This window comes from Rhodococcus sp. G6(2025) (genome assembly GCF_058628105.1).
This window is the reverse complement of the sequence record NZ_CP179750.1, coordinates 5126798-5148253: the sequence shown is the minus strand read 5'-3', so window position 1 is coordinate 5148253 and position 21456 is coordinate 5126798. Positions and strand designations below refer to the sequence as shown.

General features: G+C 64.8%; 15 protein-coding genes and 3 rRNA genes. 15 read left to right on the top strand and 3 right to left on the bottom strand.

The window, feature by feature from the left end:
* Positions 1–80: 80 nt before the first annotated feature.
* The gene (locus ACLIVD_RS23615; RefSeq protein ID WP_491930752.1) at positions 81–3071 is read left to right on the top strand and encodes an acyl-CoA synthetase; all 2991 of its coding nucleotides are present in this window, start codon (positions 81–83) and stop codon (positions 3069–3071) included.
* A gap of 38 nt (positions 3072–3109) precedes the next feature.
* The gene (locus tag ACLIVD_RS23610) at positions 3110–3322 is read left to right on the top strand and encodes a Trm112 family protein (protein ID WP_005247353.1); all 213 of its coding nucleotides are present in this window, start codon (positions 3110–3112) and stop codon (positions 3320–3322) included.
* Positions 3323–3347: 25 nt separating this feature from the next.
* Here ACLIVD_RS23610 and ACLIVD_RS23605 read toward each other — a convergent pair whose 3' ends face one another.
* The 3 genes from ACLIVD_RS23605 to ACLIVD_RS23595 are packed head-to-tail and all read right to left on the bottom strand — an operon-like array spanning position 3348 to position 5457.
* On the bottom strand, positions 3348–3974 hold the full coding sequence (locus tag ACLIVD_RS23605; protein ID WP_283334330.1) for a TetR/AcrR family transcriptional regulator: 627 nt from the start codon (positions 3972–3974) through the stop codon (positions 3348–3350).
* Entirely contained in the window at positions 3971–4726 is a 756-nt protein-coding gene (locus ACLIVD_RS23600) for an ABC transporter permease (RefSeq protein ID WP_280782470.1), read from the bottom strand. The genes ACLIVD_RS23605 and ACLIVD_RS23600 overlap by 4 nt, the downstream gene beginning before the upstream one ends.
* Positions 4726–5457: an ABC transporter ATP-binding protein gene (locus ACLIVD_RS23595; protein ID WP_280782469.1), complete on the bottom strand. Its 732-nt coding sequence runs from the start codon at positions 5455–5457 to the stop codon at positions 4726–4728. The genes ACLIVD_RS23600 and ACLIVD_RS23595 overlap by 1 nt, the downstream gene beginning before the upstream one ends.
* Before the next feature lie 39 nt (positions 5458–5496).
* On the opposite strand from ACLIVD_RS23595, the gene ACLIVD_RS23590 reads away from it, so the two are divergent.
* From ACLIVD_RS23590 to ACLIVD_RS23530, 13 genes are all read left to right on the top strand, one after another.
* Positions 5497–6168 (top strand): DNA-3-methyladenine glycosylase, encoded by a 672-nt coding sequence (locus tag ACLIVD_RS23590; protein WP_283334331.1) that lies wholly within the window; start codon positions 5497–5499, stop codon positions 6166–6168.
* An 8-nt stretch (positions 6169–6176) separates the two neighbouring features.
* On the top strand, positions 6177–7454 hold the full coding sequence (tyrS, locus tag ACLIVD_RS23585) for a tyrosine--tRNA ligase (protein WP_280782467.1): 1278 nt from the start codon (positions 6177–6179) through the stop codon (positions 7452–7454).
* A 603-nt stretch (positions 7455–8057) separates the two neighbouring features.
* Positions 8058–9575 (top strand): 16S ribosomal RNA (locus ACLIVD_RS23580).
* Between the two features lie 331 nt (positions 9576–9906).
* A 23S ribosomal RNA gene (locus ACLIVD_RS23575) occupies positions 9907–13042 on the top strand.
* A gap of 132 nt (positions 13043–13174) precedes the next feature.
* Positions 13175–13291 (top strand): 5S ribosomal RNA (rrf, locus tag ACLIVD_RS23570).
* Together the 16S, 23S and 5S rRNA genes form the textbook arrangement of a ribosomal RNA operon.
* A 60-nt stretch (positions 13292–13351) precedes the next feature.
* Entirely contained in the window at positions 13352–14308 is a 957-nt protein-coding gene (locus ACLIVD_RS23565) for a tetratricopeptide repeat protein (protein WP_491930751.1), read from the top strand.
* Positions 14305–15300, top strand: a complete 996-nt coding sequence (locus ACLIVD_RS23560; protein WP_283335183.1) for an HAD-IIA family hydrolase — start codon at positions 14305–14307, stop codon at positions 15298–15300. Before ACLIVD_RS23565 ends, ACLIVD_RS23560 begins: the two co-directional genes overlap by 4 nt.
* 77 nt (positions 15301–15377) lie before the next feature.
* Entirely contained in the window at positions 15378–15605 is a 228-nt protein-coding gene (locus ACLIVD_RS23555; protein ID WP_280784909.1) for a hypothetical protein, read from the top strand.
* 1 nt (position 15606) lies between these two features.
* Positions 15607–16437: a TlyA family RNA methyltransferase gene (locus ACLIVD_RS23550; RefSeq protein ID WP_280784908.1), complete on the top strand. Its 831-nt coding sequence runs from the start codon at positions 15607–15609 to the stop codon at positions 16435–16437.
* A complete protein-coding gene (locus ACLIVD_RS23545; RefSeq protein WP_009473603.1) occupies positions 16434–17396 on the top strand; it encodes an NAD kinase in 963 nt (320 codons plus the stop codon). Before ACLIVD_RS23550 ends, ACLIVD_RS23545 begins: the two co-directional genes overlap by 4 nt.
* A gap of 2 nt (positions 17397–17398) precedes the next feature.
* A complete protein-coding gene (recN, locus tag ACLIVD_RS23540) occupies positions 17399–19171 on the top strand; it encodes a DNA repair protein RecN (RefSeq protein WP_491930750.1) in 1773 nt (590 codons plus the stop codon).
* Between the two features lie 106 nt (positions 19172–19277).
* Entirely contained in the window at positions 19278–20462 is a 1185-nt protein-coding gene (steA, locus tag ACLIVD_RS23535) for a putative cytokinetic ring protein SteA (RefSeq protein ID WP_283335179.1), read from the top strand.
* The gene (locus tag ACLIVD_RS23530; protein WP_280784906.1) at positions 20459–21409 is read left to right on the top strand and encodes a copper transporter; all 951 of its coding nucleotides are present in this window, start codon (positions 20459–20461) and stop codon (positions 21407–21409) included. The genes steA and ACLIVD_RS23530 overlap by 4 nt, the downstream gene beginning before the upstream one ends.
* Positions 21410–21456: the final 47 nt, after the last annotated feature.

Genomic DNA, 21456 nt, shown 5'->3' with positions numbered 1-21456 from the left:
GGGCTGTGTGACGCGTCGAGCGCAGTAGGGTGAGGGCGGGCGGCAGTGAGACGTGCGTCACGGTTCGAGAGTCTGGGAGAGTGTTCGTGGGACTGAATACCGAAACGGTGATGGGCCCGATCCGTCGCGTGGTGGCGACGGCGCAGAACGGGTTGGAGGTAGTTCGCCTCGGCGGACTCGAGACGGACCTCACCACGTCGCCGTTCGAGGTGGTCGAACGCGCACCGATGTATCGGCTCCGCAGGTATTTCCCCGACACCGACCCTGCCGACGCCGGGCCCCCCATCGTCCTGGTCCCGCCGATGATGATGTCGGCCGACGTCTACGACGTGACCCGGGATCAAGGCGCAGTCGGCATCCTGCACTCGATGGGGATCGACCCGTGGGTGGTCGACTTCGGATCGCCGGATTCCGAAGAGGGCGGGTGGGATCGGAATCTCGCCGACCACATCGTCGCGATCAGCGAGATCATCGACCAGGTGCGGGCGCACACCGGTCGCGACGTCTACCTGTCCGGATACTCGCAGGGCGGCATGTTCGCCTACCAGGCCGCCGCCTATCGCCGCAGTCGCAACATCGCCGGCCTCGTGACGTTCGGCAGTCCGGTCGACACGCTCGCCGGGCTGCCGTTCGGCATCCCGGCGGGGTTCGCCACCGACGCTGCCGGCTTCCTCGCGGACCACGTCTTCAACCGGCTCGCGGTGTCGGGGTGGATGGCGCGCACCGGTTTTCAGCTTCTCGATCCCGTCAAGACACTGAAGTCGAGGCTCGACTTCCTGCGTCAGTTGCACGACCGGGAAGCGTTGTTGCCGCGGGAGCAGCAGCGGCGCTTCCTCGCGACGGAGGGCTGGGTGGCGTGGTCCGGTCCTGCTGTTGCGGAGTTGCTCAAGCAGTTCATCGTGCACAACCGCATGATGACCGGCGGGTTCGTGATCAAGGACCAGGTCGTGTCGCTCGCGGAGTTGACCTGCCCCATCCTCGCGTTCGTCGGGGAAGTCGACGACATCGGTCAGCCGTTGGCCGTCCGCGGTATCCGCCGGGCCGCACCACGGGCGAATGTGTACGAATCAACTTTGCGGGCAGGACATTTCGGCCTCGTCGTCGGTTCGGCTGCGGCGACCCACACGTGGCCCACGACCGGGAAATGGGTGCTGTGGAACGAGGGTCTCGGCCCACGGCCCACCAATATCGAGCTCATGCGCTACGACGAACATTTCGGCAGCGAATCCGGAGTCTCCATCAGCGACCGCATCATTCACACCGTGGCGTCGGTCGCCGAGGTCGGCGTCGGTGTCGGCAAGGGGATCAGTGATTTCGCTTCGGGGGCGCTGCGGGGAACGGTGGAGCTGTCCGGCGAGGCCACGCGGGCGCTGCCGCGGCTGGCCCGGCTCGGTCAGATCCAGCCCCACACCCAGATCTCGCTCAGCCGGTTGCTGGCCGAACAGGGGCGGAAGGCGCCGGGCGGCGAGTGCTTCCTCTTCGACAATCGCGTCCACACCTACGCGGCGGTCAATCAGCGGATCGACAACGTGGTGCGCGGCCTGATCCAGGCCGGTGTCCGTCCCGCCGCTCACGTCGGCGTCGTGATGCAGACGCGCCCGAGTGCGCTCGCCGCCATCGCGGCGCTGTCCCGTCTCGGTGCCGTGGCTGTCCTCCTGCCCCCGGGCCGGGAGGTCCACACCGCGATCCGCATCGACGGTGTCGAACGCATCGTCACCGACCCGGAGAATCTCGACGCGGCGATCGCGACCGGGATGCAGGTCCTGGTTCTGGGCGGTGGCGACCAGCGCGACCTCGACGTCGATCCCTCGGCGAACGTCGTGGACCTCGAGAAGATCGACCCCGCCGCAGTGACACTGCCGGGCTGGTACCGGCCCGATCCCGGTCTGGCTCGTGAACTGGCATTCATCATCTGCAGTGAGTCCAACGGCCATTGGGAGACGAAACAGATCACCAATTACCGGTGGGCGCTGTCGGCGTTCGGAACGGCCTCAGCCGCCGATCTGGACCGTGGCGACACCGTATATTGCCTTGCACCCCTGCATCATTCGTCGAGTCTGCTGGCCGCGATCGGTGGTGCCGTGGCAGGTGGCTCCCGGATCGCGCTCTCACGCGGAGTCGATCCCGAGCGGTTCGCCGAGGAAGTCCACCGCTACGGGGTGACCGTGGTGAGCTACACGTGGACGATGATGCGAGAAATCCTCGACGCCGAGAACCTCGCGCTCGACGGCAGTCACCCCGTCCGGCTCTTCATCGGATCCGGAATGCCGCAGGGGTTGTGGCGTCGCACGACGGAGCGGTTCGCACCGGCGAAAGTCCTCGAGTTCTACGCGTCCACCGAGGGCGACGTGGTTCTCGCGAACGTCGCAGGCGCGAAGGTCGGGGCAAAGGGACGCCCCCTCCCGGGGAGCGCGGAGGTCCGGCTCGCGGCCTACGACCCGATCGCCGGCCGACTGCTGGAGGACGAGCAGGGGTTCATCCGGGAATGCCAGGACGACGAGGTCGGTCTGCTCCTCGGCAGGGCGGGCGTGCACGCCGAGATGTCCGGCGGCGCGATGCGGGGGATCTTTGCCGCGGGCGACGCCTGGATTCCGACGGAGAACCTCTTCCGTCGCGACGCCGACGGGGACTACTGGCTGGTCGACCACCGGAAGACCGTCATCGCGACTCCGAGGGGAGCCGTGTTCACCCAGCCGATCGTCGATGCGCTCGTGTCCGTCGATCGCGTCGACCTCGCTGTTGCCTACGGGGTGGAGGTCGGAGGCCGGACACTGGCCGTGGCCGCGTTCACCCTCCGCGAAGGGCGGGCGCCGAGGCTGGCGGAAATCTCCGACGCCTTCGAGGTGCTTCCTCCCGCGCTGCGACCCGACATCATCCAGGTGGTGGAGGACATCCCGCTGGGGTCCTCGTACCGTCCGAACGCCGAGGCGCTGAGCGCGGCCGGACTGCCCAAGCCGGGAACCCGTGTGTGGTACGTCGATCCGGAATCGCAGCAGTACAAGCGACTGACCAAGGCAGTGGCCGCGGAGTTTCAGAACGGCTCGGCCGGGGTGCCTGCCGGTGCGCGGTAACCTGACACTGCTCACCCGAACGGTTGGAGAGGACTTCCGTGGTTATTGATCCGACGTTGCTCGGCATTCTCGCGTGCCCACAGGACAAGGGTCCTCTGCTGTTGGTCGGCGACGAGTTGCTCTACAACCCTCGCCTGCGACGGGCGTATCCCATCGAGAACGGGATTCCCGTCCTCCTCATCGACGAGGCCCGGGACGTCGGCGCGGACGAGCACGAGACGTTGCTCGCCCGGGCTGCCGGCGAGGCCTGATCACACCTGACTCGGGTGAGCCCGATCACACCGGCAGAGCGCCGGTGAGGTAGCGCTGCAACGTCGGTCCGACGATCGCGACGAGGTCGTCGACGGGCAGCGACGCGAGTGGCTCGAATTCGAGGATGTACCGCGTCACCAGAACCCCGGCCATCTGGGATGCCACCAGCTGCATGCGCAGCATCCCGGTTCCCGGCGGCTCGTCGACGCGCGGTCCGAGGTCTCGGAGCACGACCTCCAGCAGGAACGTGCGAATCAGGTTGGGTTCGTTTCCCGCCATCGCGGACCGGAACGCCGCGACCACGGCGGGCCTGTGCGGCGACTCCCAGACGGAGAAGACGGCCCGGGCGAGGTGACTGCCGACCTCGCCCGTCGGGATGTCCAGCACCGGGGCGATCACCTGCGTAGGATCCACGGGAATGTCCACCGAGGCGAGGAACAGTTCTCGTTTGGTTCCGAAGTAGTGGTGGATCAGGGCGGAGTCGACGCCGGCCCCGGTGGCCACCGAGCGCACACTGGTCTTGTCGAAGCCGTTCTGTGCAAACAGTTTCCGTGCACTCGCCAGGATTCGTGACCGTGTGTCCGGGTTGCCCGGGCGTCGTCCAGTGCGCAGACCCGGGGTGGCGTCCGCGCGTGTCGCGGGGCCGGTCATGGTGTGCGACGCCTCAGGGTCGCGGCGCCCAGCGACAGTGCGAGGAGCGCGAAGGCGGCGACCACCGCCAGGTCGCGCCACATGAGCCCCGTCGCCCCGGGATGGGTGGCGACCTGTTGCAGCGCCTCGACCGCGTAGCTCAGCGGGAGGACGTTGCTGATCCACTCGAGCCACGTGGGGAGCTGATCTCGCGGAACGAGCAGACCGCACAGGAAGAGCTGGGGCACCACGACCACCGGCATGAACTGCACCGCCTGGAACTCGGTGCGTGCGAAGGCGCTGCACAACAGGCCGAGGGCGACGCCGAGTATCGCGTTCAGCACGGCGATCAGCAGCACCCACGTCACGCTGCCCTCGGTGGTGAGGCCGAGGAATCCGAACGAGACGACGCACGCCAGCGCCGCCTGCGCGGCAGCGGCCGTGGAGAACGCCGCCGCGTAGCCGCCGAGCAGGTCGAGTTTGCCCATCGGGGTCGTGAGCAGGCGTTCGAGTGTTCCCGACGTCCGTTCGCGCTGCATCGCGATCGACGTGACGAGGAACATCACGACGAACGGAAGGATGCCGAGCATCGTGATCGCGACGCGCTCGAAAAGCGACTGCTGACCGGGCGGCGCCGGAACGTTCTGATACAGGAAGTACAGCAACACCATCAGCAGACTGGGTACCACCAGAATCATGGCGACAGTGCGGTGATCCGTTCGCAGTTGCGCGAGGATCCGTCCTGCAGTGGCCGCGAAGATCGTGACGTTCATCAGTTCTCGCTCCCGACATGTGATGCGCGAATGAGGTTCAGGAAGGCGTCTTCGAGGCTCGTCTCACCGGTCTGCTCCCGAAGTTCGCCGGGGGAGACCTGCGCGAGAACGTAGCCGTCGCGCATGAGGAGCAGCGAAGCGCAATGTTCGGCCTCGTCCATGACGTGGCTCGACACGAGCAGGGTGGTACCGGCGTCGGCGAGGGCTTCGAACCGTTCCCACAGTTCGACGCGCAGGAGTGGGTCCAGTCCGACGGTCGGCTCGTCGAGCACGAGGATCTCGGGGCGTGCCACCAGCGCGCAGGCGAGGCTGACCCGTCCCAGCTGTCCTCCCGACAGATCCGCGGCCTTCTGGGTTGCGAAGCGGGTCAACCCCACCGCGTCGACGGCTTCGGTGACCGCGTCCGAGGGCTGGCCGTAGAGCGCGGCGAAGTAGGCCACGTTCTTCTTGACCGAGAGGTCGGCGTACACGCTGGGGGACTGGGTGACGTATCCGACGCGGCTTCGTAACGAGACCGAGCCTGCGGGGGAGCCCAGCACCGTGACCGTCCCCGATTCCACGATCTGCGTGCCGACCACGCACCGCATCAGCGTGGTCTTTCCGCAGCCGGAGGGTCCGAGGAGGCCGGTGATGGATCCGCTCGGCACCTGGACGTCGATGCCGTGCAGCACTTCGTTCTTGCCTCTTCGCACGTGCAGATCTCGGATGTCGATCGCCGGGCTGCCGGTCATGGCGGGCCTCAATTCATCACTGGGTGAATTCATTGCTTGATGAATTATGCGACCGCCGGGGTGGCGACGTCAACGGTTGTGGAGAATCGGGACGTGACCATCGATCGACTTGACCGGGCCGAACCCGTCGACGCCGCGCGAATCGTCCTCGGATCCACGCTGATCGTCGGAGACGTCCGCATCCGCATCGTCGAAGTGGAGGCGTACGGCGGGGAGAAGGACGGCCCGTGGCCCGACCCGGCATCGCACTCGTACCGGGGAAGGACGCCGCGCAACGAGGTGATGTTCGGACCGGCCGGGCATCTGTACGTCTACCGCAGCTACGGAATGCACTTCTGTATGAACGTGTCGTATGGGCCCGTCGGAATCGCGGGCGGGGTGCTGCTCCGGGCGGGCGAAGTGCTCGACGGTTGCGCGACGGTCCAGGCGCGCAGGCCCCGCGTCGCGCGACCCGCGGAGTGGGCGCGCGGTCCCGGCAACCTGGGGTCCGCGACCGGCGTGACCCTCGCGGAGAACGGTGCGGCACTCTTCGAGTCCGATTCACCGGTTCGACTGGAGGTCGGGGAGTCGGACGGCTGGGTGAGTGGCCCCCGGGTCGGTGTCAGCACGGCCGCCGACCGGCCGTGGCGCTTCTGGATTCCCGAGTCGCCGGCCGTGTCCGCGTACCGGAGAAGCCCGCGTGCGATGCCCGCCGACGAGCAGATGGGATGATCGGAGCCGTGACTGAGAACATCATCGATGAACTGACCTGGCGCGGGCTCATCGCCCAATCAACCGATCTGGACGCGCTGCGCCGTGATCTCGACGCCGGACCGGTCACGCTCTATGCCGGTTTCGATCCGACCGGACCGAGTTTGCACGCCGGTCATCTCGTGCCCCTGCTCGCGCTGAAGCGATTCCAGCGTGCGGGCAACCGCCCCATCGTGCTGGCCGGTGGAGCGACCGGTCTGATCGGCGATCCCCGCGACGTCGGTGAGCGGACGATGAACTCCGCCGACACCGTGGCCGAATGGGCCGATCGGATCCGGGGGCAGCTCGAACGTTTCGTCGACTTCGACGACTCGGCGAGCGGCGCGATTATCGAGAACAACATGAACTGGACCGGCAAGCTGTCGGCCATCGACTTCCTGCGCGACGTGGGCAAGCACTTCTCCGTCAACGTGATGCTCGCGAGAGACACCGTCAAGCGGCGCCTCGAATCCGACGGCATGTCCTACACCGAGTTCAGCTACATGCTGCTCCAGGCCAACGACTACCTGCACCTGCGGCGCAGTCACGGCTGCTCGCTGCAGGTCGGCGGATCCGACCAGTGGGGCAACATCATCGCGGGCGTCGAACTGAACCGTCGCATCGACGCCGAGTCGGTGCACGGTCTGACCGTCCCGCTCGTCACGTCGGCGGACGGCAAGAAGTTCGGGAAGTCGACCGGCGGCGGAAGCCTGTGGCTCGACCCGGAGATGACGAGTCCCTACGCGTGGTACCAGTACTTCGTGAACACCGGCGACGCCGACGTGATCAAGTACCTGCGGTGGTTCACCTTCCTCACGGCCGAGGAGTTGGCGGAACTGGAGACGGCGACGGCCGAGCGGCCGCATGCACGCGAGGCACAGCGAAGGCTCGCCGCCGAGATGACGACGCTCGTGCACGGCGAAGCCAACACTCGCGCGGTGGAGCTCGCGAGCCAGGCACTGTTCGGTCGCGCGGAACTGCAGGACCTGGACGAGCCGACCCTCGGTGCCGCCCTCCGCGAGGCGTCCGTCGCGGAACTTGCGCCGGGGGAGCCCGCGGGCATCGTCGACCTTCTGGTTCTCAGCGGATTGTGCGAGAGCAAGGGTGCGGCCCGCCGCACTGTCAAGGAAGGCGGCGCGTCGGTGAACAACCAGAAGATCTCGAGTGAGGACTGGACCCCGGCACCGACCGATCTGCTGCACGGAACGTGGCTCGTGATTCGCCGGGGAAAGCGCAACTTCGCCGGCATCAAGGTGCTGTCGAACTAGCGTGCGGCGGGTCACACCGGCGTAATTCGGCGGACTCCGGTCCGGTGGCCCGCGCGCAGCGCGGGCCACCAGCGGATTTTACCTGCCGGATGCGTGTGACCTGGGGATTTGACGCTCCGTTTCCCGTCGCGTAACTTATTCCAGGTCAGAGCGACACGGACACCAACCCCGACCGAGAGGCCGGGGACACGAGGTTGGACGCAGGCGCCTGAACTTCCCGAGAATACCGAACTTGGTTCGATGTTTTCGAGATGTCCTGATCGCCCCGGTTTGCGCCGGGAAGCGGCAGGAGATAAGTTGGAACGGTTGCCCCGGAGCGGCTGGCGAGTGTGTCAGTGGTGATGGTGTGTGCGTGTTCTTTGAGAACTCAACAGTGTGTCGATGAATGTCAGTGCCAAATGTTTTTGGTACTCCGCATCACGGATGATCAACTGGCCCTTCGGGTTTGGTTGTGAGTTGTGGTGTGGGTATTTACTGGCCCTTCTCCTTCTTCCGTCGGAGGGGGGTCAGTGTTTGAAAATGCTAGTTTGAGTTTTTGATTGCTAGTGATTTGACTCGATGTCTATGACTGATTAGCAGGTTCGCCTGTGAAATCTAGAGTCTTCAACGGAGAGTTTGATCCTGGCTCAGGACGAACGCTGGCGGCGTGCTTAACACATGCAAGTCGAGCGGTAAGGCCCTTCGGGGTACACGAGCGGCGAACGGGTGAGTAACACGTGGGTGATCTGCCCTGCACTTCGGGATAAGCCTGGGAAACTGGGTCTAATACCGGATATGACCTTCGGCTGCATGGCTGAGGGTGGAAAGGTTTACTGGTGCAGGATGGGCCCGCGGCCTATCAGCTTGTTGGTGGGGTAATGGCCTACCAAGGCGACGACGGGTAGCCGACCTGAGAGGGTGACCGGCCACACTGGGACTGAGACACGGCCCAGACTCCTACGGGAGGCAGCAGTGGGGAATATTGCACAATGGGCGAAAGCCTGATGCAGCGACGCCGCGTGAGGGATGACGGCCTTCGGGTTGTAAACCTCTTTCAGCAGGGACGAAGCGAAAGTGACGGTACCTGCAGAAGAAGCACCGGCTAACTACGTGCCAGCAGCCGCGGTAATACGTAGGGTGCAAGCGTTGTCCGGAATTACTGGGCGTAAAGAGTTCGTAGGCGGTTTGTCGCGTCGTTTGTGAAAACTCACAGCTCAACTGTGAGCCTGCAGGCGATACGGGCAGACTTGAGTACTGCAGGGGAGACTGGAATTCCTGGTGTAGCGGTGAAATGCGCAGATATCAGGAGGAACACCGGTGGCGAAGGCGGGTCTCTGGGCAGTAACTGACGCTGAGGAACGAAAGCGTGGGTAGCAAACAGGATTAGATACCCTGGTAGTCCACGCCGTAAACGGTGGGCGCTAGGTGTGGGTTCCTTCCACGGGATCTGTGCCGTAGCTAACGCATTAAGCGCCCCGCCTGGGGAGTACGGCCGCAAGGCTAAAACTCAAAGGAATTGACGGGGGCCCGCACAAGCGGCGGAGCATGTGGATTAATTCGATGCAACGCGAAGAACCTTACCTGGGTTTGACATATACCGGAAAGCCGTAGAGATACGGCCCCCCTTGTGGTCGGTATACAGGTGGTGCATGGCTGTCGTCAGCTCGTGTCGTGAGATGTTGGGTTAAGTCCCGCAACGAGCGCAACCCTTGTCTTATGTTGCCAGCACGTAATGGTGGGGACTCGTAAGAGACTGCCGGGGTCAACTCGGAGGAAGGTGGGGACGACGTCAAGTCATCATGCCCCTTATGTCCAGGGCTTCACACATGCTACAATGGCCAGTACAGAGGGCTGCGAGACCGTGAGGTGGAGCGAATCCCTTAAAGCTGGTCTCAGTTCGGATCGGGGTCTGCAACTCGACCCCGTGAAGTCGGAGTCGCTAGTAATCGCAGATCAGCAACGCTGCGGTGAATACGTTCCCGGGCCTTGTACACACCGCCCGTCACGTCATGAAAGTCGGTAACACCCGAAGCCGGTGGCCTAACCCCTTGTGGGAGGGAGCCGTCGAAGGTGGGATCGGCGATTGGGACGAAGTCGTAACAAGGTAGCCGTACCGGAAGGTGCGGCTGGATCACCTCCTTTCTAAGGAGCACATCTCCAATGTTGTTGTCACACAGGTGTACAACGGCTTGGCAGAGACCGTTTAGTCCTCATCAGTAGGGCTGCGGACGCTCATGGGTGGAACACTGACAAGCATTCTTCTCGCGTACTGCCGGCCCGAGTGCCGGTGGGAGAAGAGTTATATCGATGCACTGTTGGGTCCTGAGAGAACACGCGAGTGTTTTTTCTAGGCAAGAACTTACAAGTGATCATGGTGGTCATACCGGCCGGGTTTTTCTGGTGTTCGGTGGCGACGAGGACATGGTTGGTTGTGTGTTGTTTGAGAACTGCACAGTGGACGCGAGCATCTTTGTTGTAAGTAATGAAGAGCGTACGGTGGATGCCTTGGCACCAGGAGCCGATGAAGGACGTAGGAGGCTGCGATAAGCCTCGGGGAGCTGTCAACCGAGCTGAGATCCGAGGATGTCCGAATGGGGAAACCCAGCACGAGTGATGTCGTGTTACCCGCACCTGAATATATAGGGTGTGTGGAGGGAACGTGGGGAAGTGAAACATCTCAGTACCCACAGGAAGAGAAAACAATAGTGATTCCGTGAGTAGTGGCGAGCGAAAGCGGAAGAGGCTAAACCATGGATGTGTGATAGCCGGCAGGTGTTGCATTCGTGGGGTTGTGGGGTTCATCTTGTCAATGCTGCCGTGTTGGCCGACAGTAAGAAATCATTGTGTTAGTGGAAGTGGTCTGGAACGGCCTGTCGTAGAGGGTGAGAGTCCCGTACACGAAAACATGATGACTGTCGTGATGGAAACCCAAGTAGCACCGGGCCCGTGAAATCTGGTGTGAATCTGTCGGGACCACCCGATAAGCCTGAATACTCCCTGGTGACCGATAGCGGACTAGTACCGTGAGGGAAAGGTGAAAAGTACCCCGGGAGGGGAGTGAAATAGTACCTGAAACCGTGCGCTTACAATCCGTCAAAGCCTTTGCACACTTCGGTGTGGGGGGTGATGGCGTGCCTTTTGAAGAATGAGCCTGCGAGTTAGTGGCATGTCGCGAGGTTAACCCGTGTGGGGTAGCCGTAGCGAAAGCGAGTCCGAATAGGGCGTTTTTAGTGGCATGTTCTAGACCCGAAGCGGAGTGATCTACCCATGGCCAGGTTGAAGCGACGGTAAGACGTCGTGGAGGACCGAACCCACTTAGGTTGAAAACTGAGGGGATGAGCTGTGGGTAGGGGTGAAAGGCCAATCAAACTCCGTGATAGCTGGTTCTCCCCGAAATGCATTTAGGTGCAGCGTCGCGTGTTTCTCACCGGAGGTAGAGCTACTGGATGGTCTAGGGGGCCCACAAGCTTACCGAAATCAGCCAAACTCCGAATGCCGGTGAGTGAGAGCGCGGCAGTGAGACTGCGGGCGATAAGGTTCGTAGTCGAGAGGGAAACAGCCCAGATCGCCAGCTAAGGTCCCTAAGCGTGTACTAAGTGGAAAAGGATGTGGGGTCGCGAAGACAACCAGGAGGTTGGCTTAGAAGCAGCCACCCTTGAAAGAGTGCGTAATAGCTCACTGGTCAAGTGATCCTGCGCCGACAATGTAGCGGGGCTCAAGTACACCACCGAAGCTGCGGCATTCACACAATGCACCCCCTTGATTCTGCGGAGTCTTGGGCAGTGGTGTGGATGGGTAGGGGAGCGTCGTGTGGCCATGGAAGCGGCGGGGTGACCCAGCCGTGGAGGCCACACGAGTGAGAATGCAGGCATGAGTAGCGAAAGACGAGTGAGAAACTCGTCCGCCGAATGACCAAGGGTTCCTGGGCCAGGTTAATCCGCCCAGGGTGAGTCGGGACCTAAGACGAGGCCGACAGGCGTAGCCGATGGACAACGGGTTGATATTCCCGTACCCGTGTGAACGCGCCCCTGGTGAATCAGTGATACTAACCATCCTGAAGCGTCCTTACGCCCCTTCGGGGGCCCTGGATGTGGATGCATGGGACCTGATCTGGTAGTAGCCAAGCGATGGGGTGACGCAGGAAGGTAGCTGAGCCAGTCAGTGGTAATACTGGTGTAAGCCTGTAGGGCGAATGGTAGGCAAATCCGCCATTCACACAGCCTGAGAGGTGACGCATAGCCGAATGAGGCGAATTCAGTGATCCTATGCTGCCGAGAAAAGCCTCTAGCGAGCTTTCACACGGCCCGTACCCCAAACCGACACAGGTGGTCAGGTAGAGAATACTAAGGCGATCGAGATAACTATGGTTAAGGAACTCGGCAAAATGCCCCCGTAACTTCGGGAGAAGGGGGGCCTCGTCCGGTGATCACTCTTGCAGTGTGAGCTGGGTGGGGCCGCAGAGACCAGTGAGAAGCGACTGTTTACTAAAAACACAGGTCCGTGCGAAGTCGTAAGACGATGTATACGGACTGACGCCTGCCCGGTGCTGGAAGGTTAAGAGGACCGGTTAGCCACTTCGGTGGCGAAGCTGAGAATTTAAGCCCCAGTAAACGGCGGTGGTAACTATAACCATCCTAAGGTAGCGAAATTCCTTGTCGGGTAAGTTCCGACCTGCACGAATGGCGTAACGACTTCTCAGCTGTCTCAACCATAGACTCGGCGAAATTGCATTACGAGTAAAGATGCTCGTTACGCGCGGCAGGACGAAAAGACCCCGGGACCTTCACTACAGCTTGGTATTGGTGTTCGGTTCGGTTTGTGTAGGATAGGTGGGAGACTGTGAAGCGCTCACGCCAGTGAGTGTGGAGTCGTTGTTGAAATACCACTCTGATCGTATTGGACCTCTAACCTCGGACCATGATCTGGTTCAGGGACAGTGCCTGGTGGGTAGTTTAACTGGGGCGGTTGCCTCCCAAAATGTAACGGAGGCGCCCAAAGGTTCCCTCAGCCTGGTTGGCAATCAGGTGTCGAGTGCAAGTGCACAAGGGAGCTTGACTGTGAGACTGACAGGTCGAGCAGGGACGAAAGTCGGGACTAGTGATCCGGCACCGGCAAGTGGAAGCGGTGTCGCTCAACGGATAAAAGGTACCCCGGGGATAACAGGCTGATCTTCCCCAAGAGTCCATATCGACGGGATGGTTTGGCACCTCGATGTCGGCTCGTCGCATCCTGGGGCTGGAGTAGGTCCCAAGGGTTGGGCTGTTCGCCCATTAAAGCGGCACGCGAGCTGGGTTTAGAACGTCGTGAGACAGTTCGGTCTCTATCCGCCGCGCGCGTTAGAAACTTGAGGAAGGCTGTCCCTAGTACGAGAGGACCGGGACGGACGAACCTCTGGTGTGCCAGTTGTTCCACCAGGAGCACCGCTGGTTAGCTACGTTCGGAAGGGATAACCGCTGAAAGCATCTAAGCGGGAAGCCTGTTCCAAGATGAGGTTTCTCACCCCCTCGAGGGGGTAAGGCCCCCGGCAGACCACCGGGTTGATAGGCCAGAACTGGAAGTCCGGTAACGGATGCAGGTGACTGGTACTAATAGGCCGAGGACTTACCACAAAGAAGCTACGCGTCCACTGTGCAGTATCTGAAACAACACACACGTTTCAGAACAGAAGAAAGAAGAACACCACCAACACTGTTTGTTGTTGTGTTTCTTCGCTGATGTTCCGTGTGACAGTTTCATAGAGTTACGGCGGCCATAGCGGAGGGGAAACGCCCGGTCCCATTCCGAACCCGGAAGCTAAGCCCTCCAGCGCCGATGGTACTGCACCCGACAGGGTGTGGGAGAGTAGGACACCGCCGAACATCCGTTACCGAAAGGGGACCCAATATACTGGGTCCCCTTTCGTGGTTTGTGTGAAAGGAATGACTGTGTCGGAGAGTGACGACGGACGTCGATCCTTCCGCGGAGGCGGTGCCTCCAACAGCAATCGGGGCGGTGCCTCCAACAGCAATCGGGGCGGTGCGTCCGGCGGCGCCGGCGGTTCGGGTCGGGGTGGCTCGACCGGTGGTCCCCGTCGCGATTCGCGCGACAATCGTGGCGGCGCCGGTGGCGACCGTCGCGGTGGTGGACCCCGTCGTGGCGGCGAGGGCGGCTTCGCGCCTCGCGGACGTGAAGGTGACCGTCCGCAGCGGCAGCAGGCGCGTCCGGACGAACCGGATCTGCCCGAGAACGTCGAGGCCGGCGAGCTCGATCCCGCTGTACGCCGCGACCTGCTGAGCCTGGACAAGACAAACGCGAACACGGTTGCGCGTCACCTGGTGATGGCAGGCAAGCTCGTCGACGACGATCCGCGACTTGCGCTCGCGCATGCTCGCGCCGCGCGCCAGCGTGCGGGCCGCATTGCCATCGTGCGTGAGGCCGCGGGTATCACCGCGTACCACGCCGGCGAATGGGCCGAGGCGCTGTCGGAGTTGCGCGCCGCTCGTCGCATGGCCGGCGGTCCCGGACTGCTCGCGGTCATGGCGGACTGCGAACGCGGAATGGGCCGCCCGGAGCGTGCGATCGAACTCGGTCGGAGCGAGGAAGCTGCTGCGCTGTCCGGTGACGAGGCAGCCGAGCTGCGCATGGTGGTCGCCGGGGCGCGCATGGACCTCGGTCAGTTCGACCAGGCCGTGGTCACGCTGCAGACCCCCGATCTCGACGCCTCGCGGACCGGACCCGGTGCCGCTCGCCTGTTCTACGCGTATGCGGACGCCTTGGTGGCTGCCGGCCGCATCGAGGACGGACTCAAGTGGTTCCTCAATTCCGCCGCCGCGGATCTCGAGGGTGACACCGACGCGGAGGAGCGTGTGGCCGAGCTGACCGGAGACGATCAGTGACGGCTCTGCGCGACGGCTACGACGCCCTGCTGCTCGACCTCGACGGCACCCTGTACCAGGGGTCGCAGGAAATCCCCGGCGCGCGAGAGGCTTTGGCGGCCGCGGAGCAGTCCTGCTACTACGTGACCAACAACGCCAGTCGCAGCCCGGGCGAGGTCGCGGAACACCTGACCGAACTCGGGTTCGACGCCGACGAGTCGACGGTGGTGACGAGTTCCCAGTCCGCGGCCAGGCTGCTCGCGGAGAACGTCGCCCCCGATTCGCCGGTCCTGATCGTGGGCACCGAAGCGCTCGCCGACGAAGTCCGGAACGTCGGACTGCGCCCGGTGCGGTCGTTCGAGGACGCGCCCGCGGCTGTCGTCCAAGGACATTCGCCGACGACGGACTGGGCGATACTCGCCGAGGCGACCCTCGCGATCCGGGCCGGAGCGGTCTGGGTGGCGGCGAACCTGGACTCGACCCTCCCCACCGAACGCGGACTCGTCCTCGGCAACGGATCGATGGTCGCGGCGCTACGCACGGCGACGTCCCGCGAACCTCTCGTGGCGGGTAAACCGGCCGCGCCGCTGATGGAAGACGCGATGCTCCGCAGCGGGTGCTCGCGCCCGCTCGTCGTGGGCGACAGGCTGGACACCGACATCGAAGGCGCCAACAATGTCGGTCTCGACTCGCTGCTGGTGCTCACCGGAGTGAGCACCGCGGTCGACGTGCTGCGTGCCGCCCCGGAGCAACGGCCCACCTATCTGGCGTCCGAACTGGACGCGCTCAACCGCCCCGCCGAGGAATCCCTCATCGGCGAGGACAGCCGGTGGTCCGTCGAGTTCGACGGCACCGACCTGGTGATCGAACCGACCGCCGATTCCGCCGCGCCGGTGGATTCGGCCGCTCTGCTGCGGGCCGTGGCCGTTGCTGCCTGGAAGTTCCCCGACTTCGCGCGAATCACGTCGACGACGCCCGCGGTGAGTGCGGTCGCCTCCGGCTGGGGTGCCTGAAACCCGGCAGACCCGCGTTGTCCGTCACGCGATTCGCTGTATGCGTATCGGAACGCGATGGACTAGCGTTGTGCCCGATGAGCACGCCAATACCGCGCCCGGGAGCCCATCTACCTGGGCCTCCTCAGAGTGTCGACCCCGAGACGATCCACTCGGAGGTCGATGGATTGTTGTCGCGGCTCGGAGCCGTCGAACCGGATCCTGACGACGAGCACGGCGTCGGAGTCATCCCACGCAAAGCCCATCTTCTCGAGAAGGCGCACGACGTGCTGGTGGAGGCGCTGGCCACCGTGGACAAGATCTGACGTGGCCCGTAGAGCACGGGTGGATGCCGAACTCGTTCGGCGGGGACTGGCCCGGTCCCGCGAACACGCGCAAGAACTCATCGCCTCCGGCCGAGTACTGATCTCGGGAGCGGCAGCGACCAAACCCGCCACCGCAATCGAAGCGGGAACTCCGCTGCGGGTGGTCGAGGTCGACAACGAAGTGTCCTGGGCATCGCGCGGAGCCCACAAACTCCTCGGTGCGCTCGAGGCGTTCGGCCCCCGCGGACTCGAGGTCGAGGCCAAGCGCTGCCTCGACGCAGGCGCGTCCACCGGCGGCTTCACCGACGTGCTGCTTCACCACGGCGCGCGGGAGGTCGTGGCGGTGGACGTCGGCTACGGCCAGCTGGTGTGGCGGCTGCAGTCCGACGACCGCGTCCACGTCATCGACCGGACCAACGTGCGATCCATCGACGCCGAGCAGATCGGTGGCCCGGTCGATCTGGTGGTCGCGGACCTCTCGTTCATCTCCCTGAAGCTCGTCCTCCCGGCGTTCGTCGCCTGCGTAACCGACGGCGCAGATCTGATTCCGATGGTGAAGCCGCAGTTCGAGGTCGGCAAGGACCACGTGGGCTCCGGTGGTGTGGTGCGTGACCCGGAGTTGCGCGTCGCCGCGGTACTGGATGTCGCGAAGACGGCAGCGTCGCTGGGACTGCGTACCGTCGGTGCAGTGGCCAGTCCGCTGCCGGGACCGTCGGGGAACGTCGAGTACTTCCTGTGGCTCCGCGCGGATGTCACACCCGGGACGGATGATGTACCGGTCGAGTCGATAGAAGAGTTGATCCGCACCGCGGTGCAGGAGGGACCACAGTGAGCGGGGGAAGCAGCGGCACCCAGCAACGCGAGCGGGAAATCCTGCTCGTTGCGCACCCGGGCCGCGCCGAGATCACGGAGACCGCGCGACGCGTCGGCAAGATCTTCGAGCGGGCCGGGATCGGACTGCGCGTCCTCGTCGACGAGGTCGACAGCACCCGAATCGAACCGATGGACGGCATGGCGGCCGACGAATTCCTGGTCCCCGGGCTGGAAGTCACCATCGTCCAGGCCGGCCCCGACGCCGCCCTCGGTTGCGAGATGGTGCTCGTGCTCGGCGGAGACGGAACGTTCCTGCGGGCAGCGGAACTCGCCCAGGCCGCGTCCATTCCGGTTCTGGGCATCAACCTGGGCCGCATCGGGTTCCTCGCGGAAACGGAGGCCGAGCACCTCGACGAGGCGCTCGCCCAGGTGGTGCGTCGTGAGTACCGCATCGAACACCGCATGACGCTGGACGTGCTGGTCCGGGTGGACGACGAAATCATCGAACGCGGCTGGGCGCTCAACGAGGCGAGCATCGAGAACCGGTCCCGGCTCGGTGTCCTCGAGGTGGTGCTCGAGGTGGACGGCCGCCCCGTGTCGGCCTTCGGCTGCGACGGCGTCCTCATCTCCACCCCGACCGGGTCGACGGCATACGCGTTCTCGGCAGGTGGCCCCGTGGTGTGGCCGGAGCTGGAGGCCCTGCTCGTGGTCCCGAGCAACGCGCACGCGCTGTTCGCGCGCCCACTCGTGACGAGCCCGAACTCGCTGATCGCGGTGGAGACGGTGGCCGGCAGCCACGACGGTCTGGTGTTCTGCGACGGTCGCCGGACCCTCGAGCTACCCGCGGGCGCCCGCGTTGAAGTGGTGCGTGGCAAGGAACCCGTTCGGTGGATACGACTGGATTCGGCGCCGTTCGCAGACCGGATGGTGCGAAAGTTCGAGCTGCCCGTCACCGGGTGGCGAGGAAGGAAGCCCTAAACGTGCTGGCAGAGATCAGGATCGACAACCTCGGTGTGATCTCCGAGGCGTCGGCGCAATTCCACGAAGGTTTGACGGTGCTCACCGGTGAGACCGGTGCGGGCAAGACGATGGTGGTGACGAGCCTGCACCTGCTCAGCGGTGCGCGGGCAGACGCGGGCCGGGTGCGTCTCGGCGCGCCCCGTGCCGTGGTCGAGGGCCGGTTCACGACGGACGAGGGCTCGGAGCACGTCGAACGGGCCGTGACCCGGCTCCTCGAATCGACCGGCGCCGAGCGAGACGAGGACGGCACCATCATTGCGGTGCGGACCGTCGGCAGCGACGGACGGTCCCGCGCCCACCTGGGCGGGCGCAGCGTTCCGGCGGGTGTGCTGTCCGAGTTCACCGACCCACTGCTCACCGTCCACGGGCAGAACGATCAGCTGCGGCTGCTCCGGCCCGACCAGCAGTGCGCCGCCCTGGACAGGTTCGCGGACAAGACGGTCGGCCCGCTGCTGGCGCGGTACCGCAAGCACCGCGACGAATGGGTGACCGCGCGAACCGAACTGATCGAACGCACCGGGCGCACCCGGGAACTCGCGCAGGAAGCCGACCAACTGACGTTCGCCCTCAACGAGATCGACGGCGTCGCGCCCACCCCGGGTGAGGACGAGTCGATCGTGTCGGAGGTGCGCAGGCTCAGTGAACTCGACTCGCTGCGCTCTGCGGCCGAGGAAGCGCACGCCGCGCTCGCCGGCGGCGACGACATGGACGGCGACGGCGTCGGCGCACCCGCGTTGGATCTGTTGTCCGAGGCGCGGGCCCGGATCGAATCGACCACCGACCCCGAACTGGACGGGCTCGGACCGCGCCTCGCCGACGCGATCGCGGTGATCACGGACGTCTCCGCCGACCTGACCACGTATCTCGCCGGGCTTCCCGCGGATCCGGGGGCACTGGACTCCTTGCTGTCGCGGCAGGCGGAACTGAAGAACCTCACCCGCAAGTACGCTGCCGACGTCGACGGCGTACTGGAATGGGCAGACAACGCCCGTGCGAGGCTCGAGAAGATCGACGTGTCCTCCGATGCATTGGCGGCGCTGACGAAGCAGGTCGAGGAGTCGGCGGCGTCCACCGCGGAGGCCGCGTCGAAGCTGACCGCCGCCCGCGTCAAGGCGGCGGTCAAGCTCGCCAAGGCCGTCAGTTCCGAACTCGCTGGTCTGGCGATGGGCCGGGCCGCTCTCGAGGTGTCCGTCCGGCCCCGGATCGCCGGACCTCAGGACACGGCACCGCTCACCGTCGACGGGACGGAACTGCACGCGGGTTCGTCCGGCGTCGACGAAGTGGAATTCCGGCTGTCGGCGCACAGCGGCGCACAGTCGCTGCCCATCAGCAAGAGCGCGTCCGGCGGTGAACTCTCGCGCGTGATGCTGGCACTCGAGGTGGTGCTCGCCGGTTCCGACTCGGGCGCGACGATGGTGTTCGACGAGGTCGACGCCGGCGTCGGCGGTCGGGCCGCAGTCGAGATCGGCCGGCGACTGGCCCGGCTCGCCCGGACACACCAGGTCATCGTCGTGACGCACCTGCCGCAGGTCGCGGCGTTCGCGGACACCCACCTGGTGGTCGACAAGGTCGACGACGCGGACGGCGTCGTCAGCAGTGGTGTGCACACGCTCACCGACGACGAACGGGTTGTCGAACTGGCGCGCATGCTCGCCGGACTCGACGACACCGAGACCGGTCGCGCCCACGCGGAGGAGCTCTTGGCCACCGCCAACGCCGAGCGTTCCGCCTGACCGGTCCTGCGGACCGCCCGCACCCGTGGTAATGGTGTGACTGATGTGGTAAACGGTTCGGCGCGCCTCCACAGGTCGGTCCGGCTTCCGGTCCATCATCGAACTCATGAAGATGCCGGCACTGCTGTCACGTAACACCGAAACTTTGCCTGGGGTCAGCGGCATCGCCAGGGTGGATCGCAACACGGCCAAGTTGCTGCGACGCGTCGGACCCGGTGACATCGTCGTTCTCGACGAGCTCGACCTCGATCGCGGGACCGCGGACGCCCTGGTGAAGGCCGGCGTTCTCGCAGTGATCAACGCGTCGCCCTCCATCTCGGGGCGCTATCCCAACCTCGGACCGGAGGTGATCGTCGCCAACGGGATCCTCCTGGTGGATTCGGCAGGCACCGAGATCTTCAAGAGCATCAAGGACGGCAGCAAGGTCCGGGTGAACGGGGGAGGTGTCTACTCCGGGGAACGGCGCATCGCGAAGGGCGACGAACAGACCGAGGCGGAGATCTCCGACCGGATGATCGAGGCGAAGACCGGTCTGGTCGACCACCTCGAGGCGTTCTCCGGCAACACCATCGAGTTCATCCGCACCGAAAGTCCGCTGCTGATCGACGGAGTCGGCGTCCCCGACGTCGACGTCGACATGAAGGAACGGCACGTCGTGATCGTGTCCGACGGCCCGGACCACGCGTCCGACCTGAAGAACCTCAAGCCGTTCATCAAGGAGTACTCGCCGATCCTCATCGGCGTCGGGGCAGGCGCCGACGTCCTGAAGTCGGCGGGCTATCGCCCCGACCTCATCGTCGGCGACCCCGAGGACATCACCAGCGCCACGTTGAAGTCGGGCGCCGAGGTGGTGCTCCCCGCCGACCAGGACGGTCACGCCCCCGGTCTGTCACGAATCCAGGACCTCGGCATCGGAGCGATGACGTTCCCCGCCTCCGGGTCCCCGTCCGACCTGGCGCTGCTGCTGGCCGATCATCACGGCGCGTCGCTGATCGTCACGGTCGGGAGCACCGTCTCCCTCGACGAATTCTTCGACCGCGGCCGCCGCGACAGCAACCCGTCCGCGTTCATGACCCGGCTGAAGGTCGGGCCGAAACTGGTGGACGCGAAGGCCGTGGCGACCCTGTACCGGAGCCGCGTGTCGGGCGGCGCGATCGCGCTGCTCGTACTGGCCGCACTGGTTGCGGTGATCGTGGCCCTGGTGGTGTCGAACATCGGTGGTGAGGCACTGGACTGGGCCGTCGCGACATGGAACAGCTTCGCGTTGTGGGTCCAGGGGTTCTTCAAGTGATTTCTCTGCGTCACCATGCCATTTCCATTGCGGCGATCTTCCTCGCTCTGGCAATAGGCGTGGTGATGGGTTCCGGCCTGTTGTCGAGCGGTCTCGTCTCGGGGCTGCGCGACGACAAGGCCGACCTGCAGACCGACGTGGAGAAGGCGAACGAACGCAACAACCAGCTGACCGAGCAGCTGAACTCGGCGGACGGCTTCGATTCCGCCGTGGGCGGCCGCGTGGTGGCCGACACTCTGGCGCAACGCACCGTGATGGTCGTGACGACCCCGGATGCCGACCCCGCCGACCTCGACGGGGTCAACCGCATGATCGCTCAGGCAGGTGGGTCGGTGACCGGCCGGGTGTCGTTGACCGATTCGTTCGTGGACGCGACGGGCGGTGACCGGCTCCGGACGGTCGTCAACAATGTGATCCCTGCGGGTGTCACGTTGAAGACCGGGGCCGTCGACCAGGGCAGCCTCGCAGGCGACCTGCTCGGTTCGGTCCTCATGCTGGGTAAGGAGACGGGCCAGCCGCAGAGTTCCGCACAGGAGATGGCGCTCGCTCTCGAGACCCTCCGCGGTGCGGGATTTGTCAGCTACGACGACGGTGCGGTCCAACCGGCACAGGTCGCGGTGGTGCTGACCGGCGACCGCGACGTGGAGGACGGTGTCAGCGGCAACCGCGGTGCGGTGGTGGCCCGGTTCGCGGGCGCGCTGGATTCGCGCGGTGCCGGGGCGGTTCTCGCCGGGCGTCCGGCGTCGGCGCAGGGCAACGGTGCGGTCGCCGTCGCGCGGGCCGACGCGGCCCTCTCCGCGGCGCTCACGACGATCGACAACATCGACCGGGAAGCGGGCAAGATCACCGTTCCGCTCGCGCTGCAGGAGCAACTGAACGGCGGCGCCGGCCGGTACGGCACCGGGCCCGGCACGACCGGAGTCACCGTCGGGGCCACCCCGGCGTAGCGCGCGTCACATCGGGGCGGGCAATCGCGGCGCGTTGTTTCCGGGAC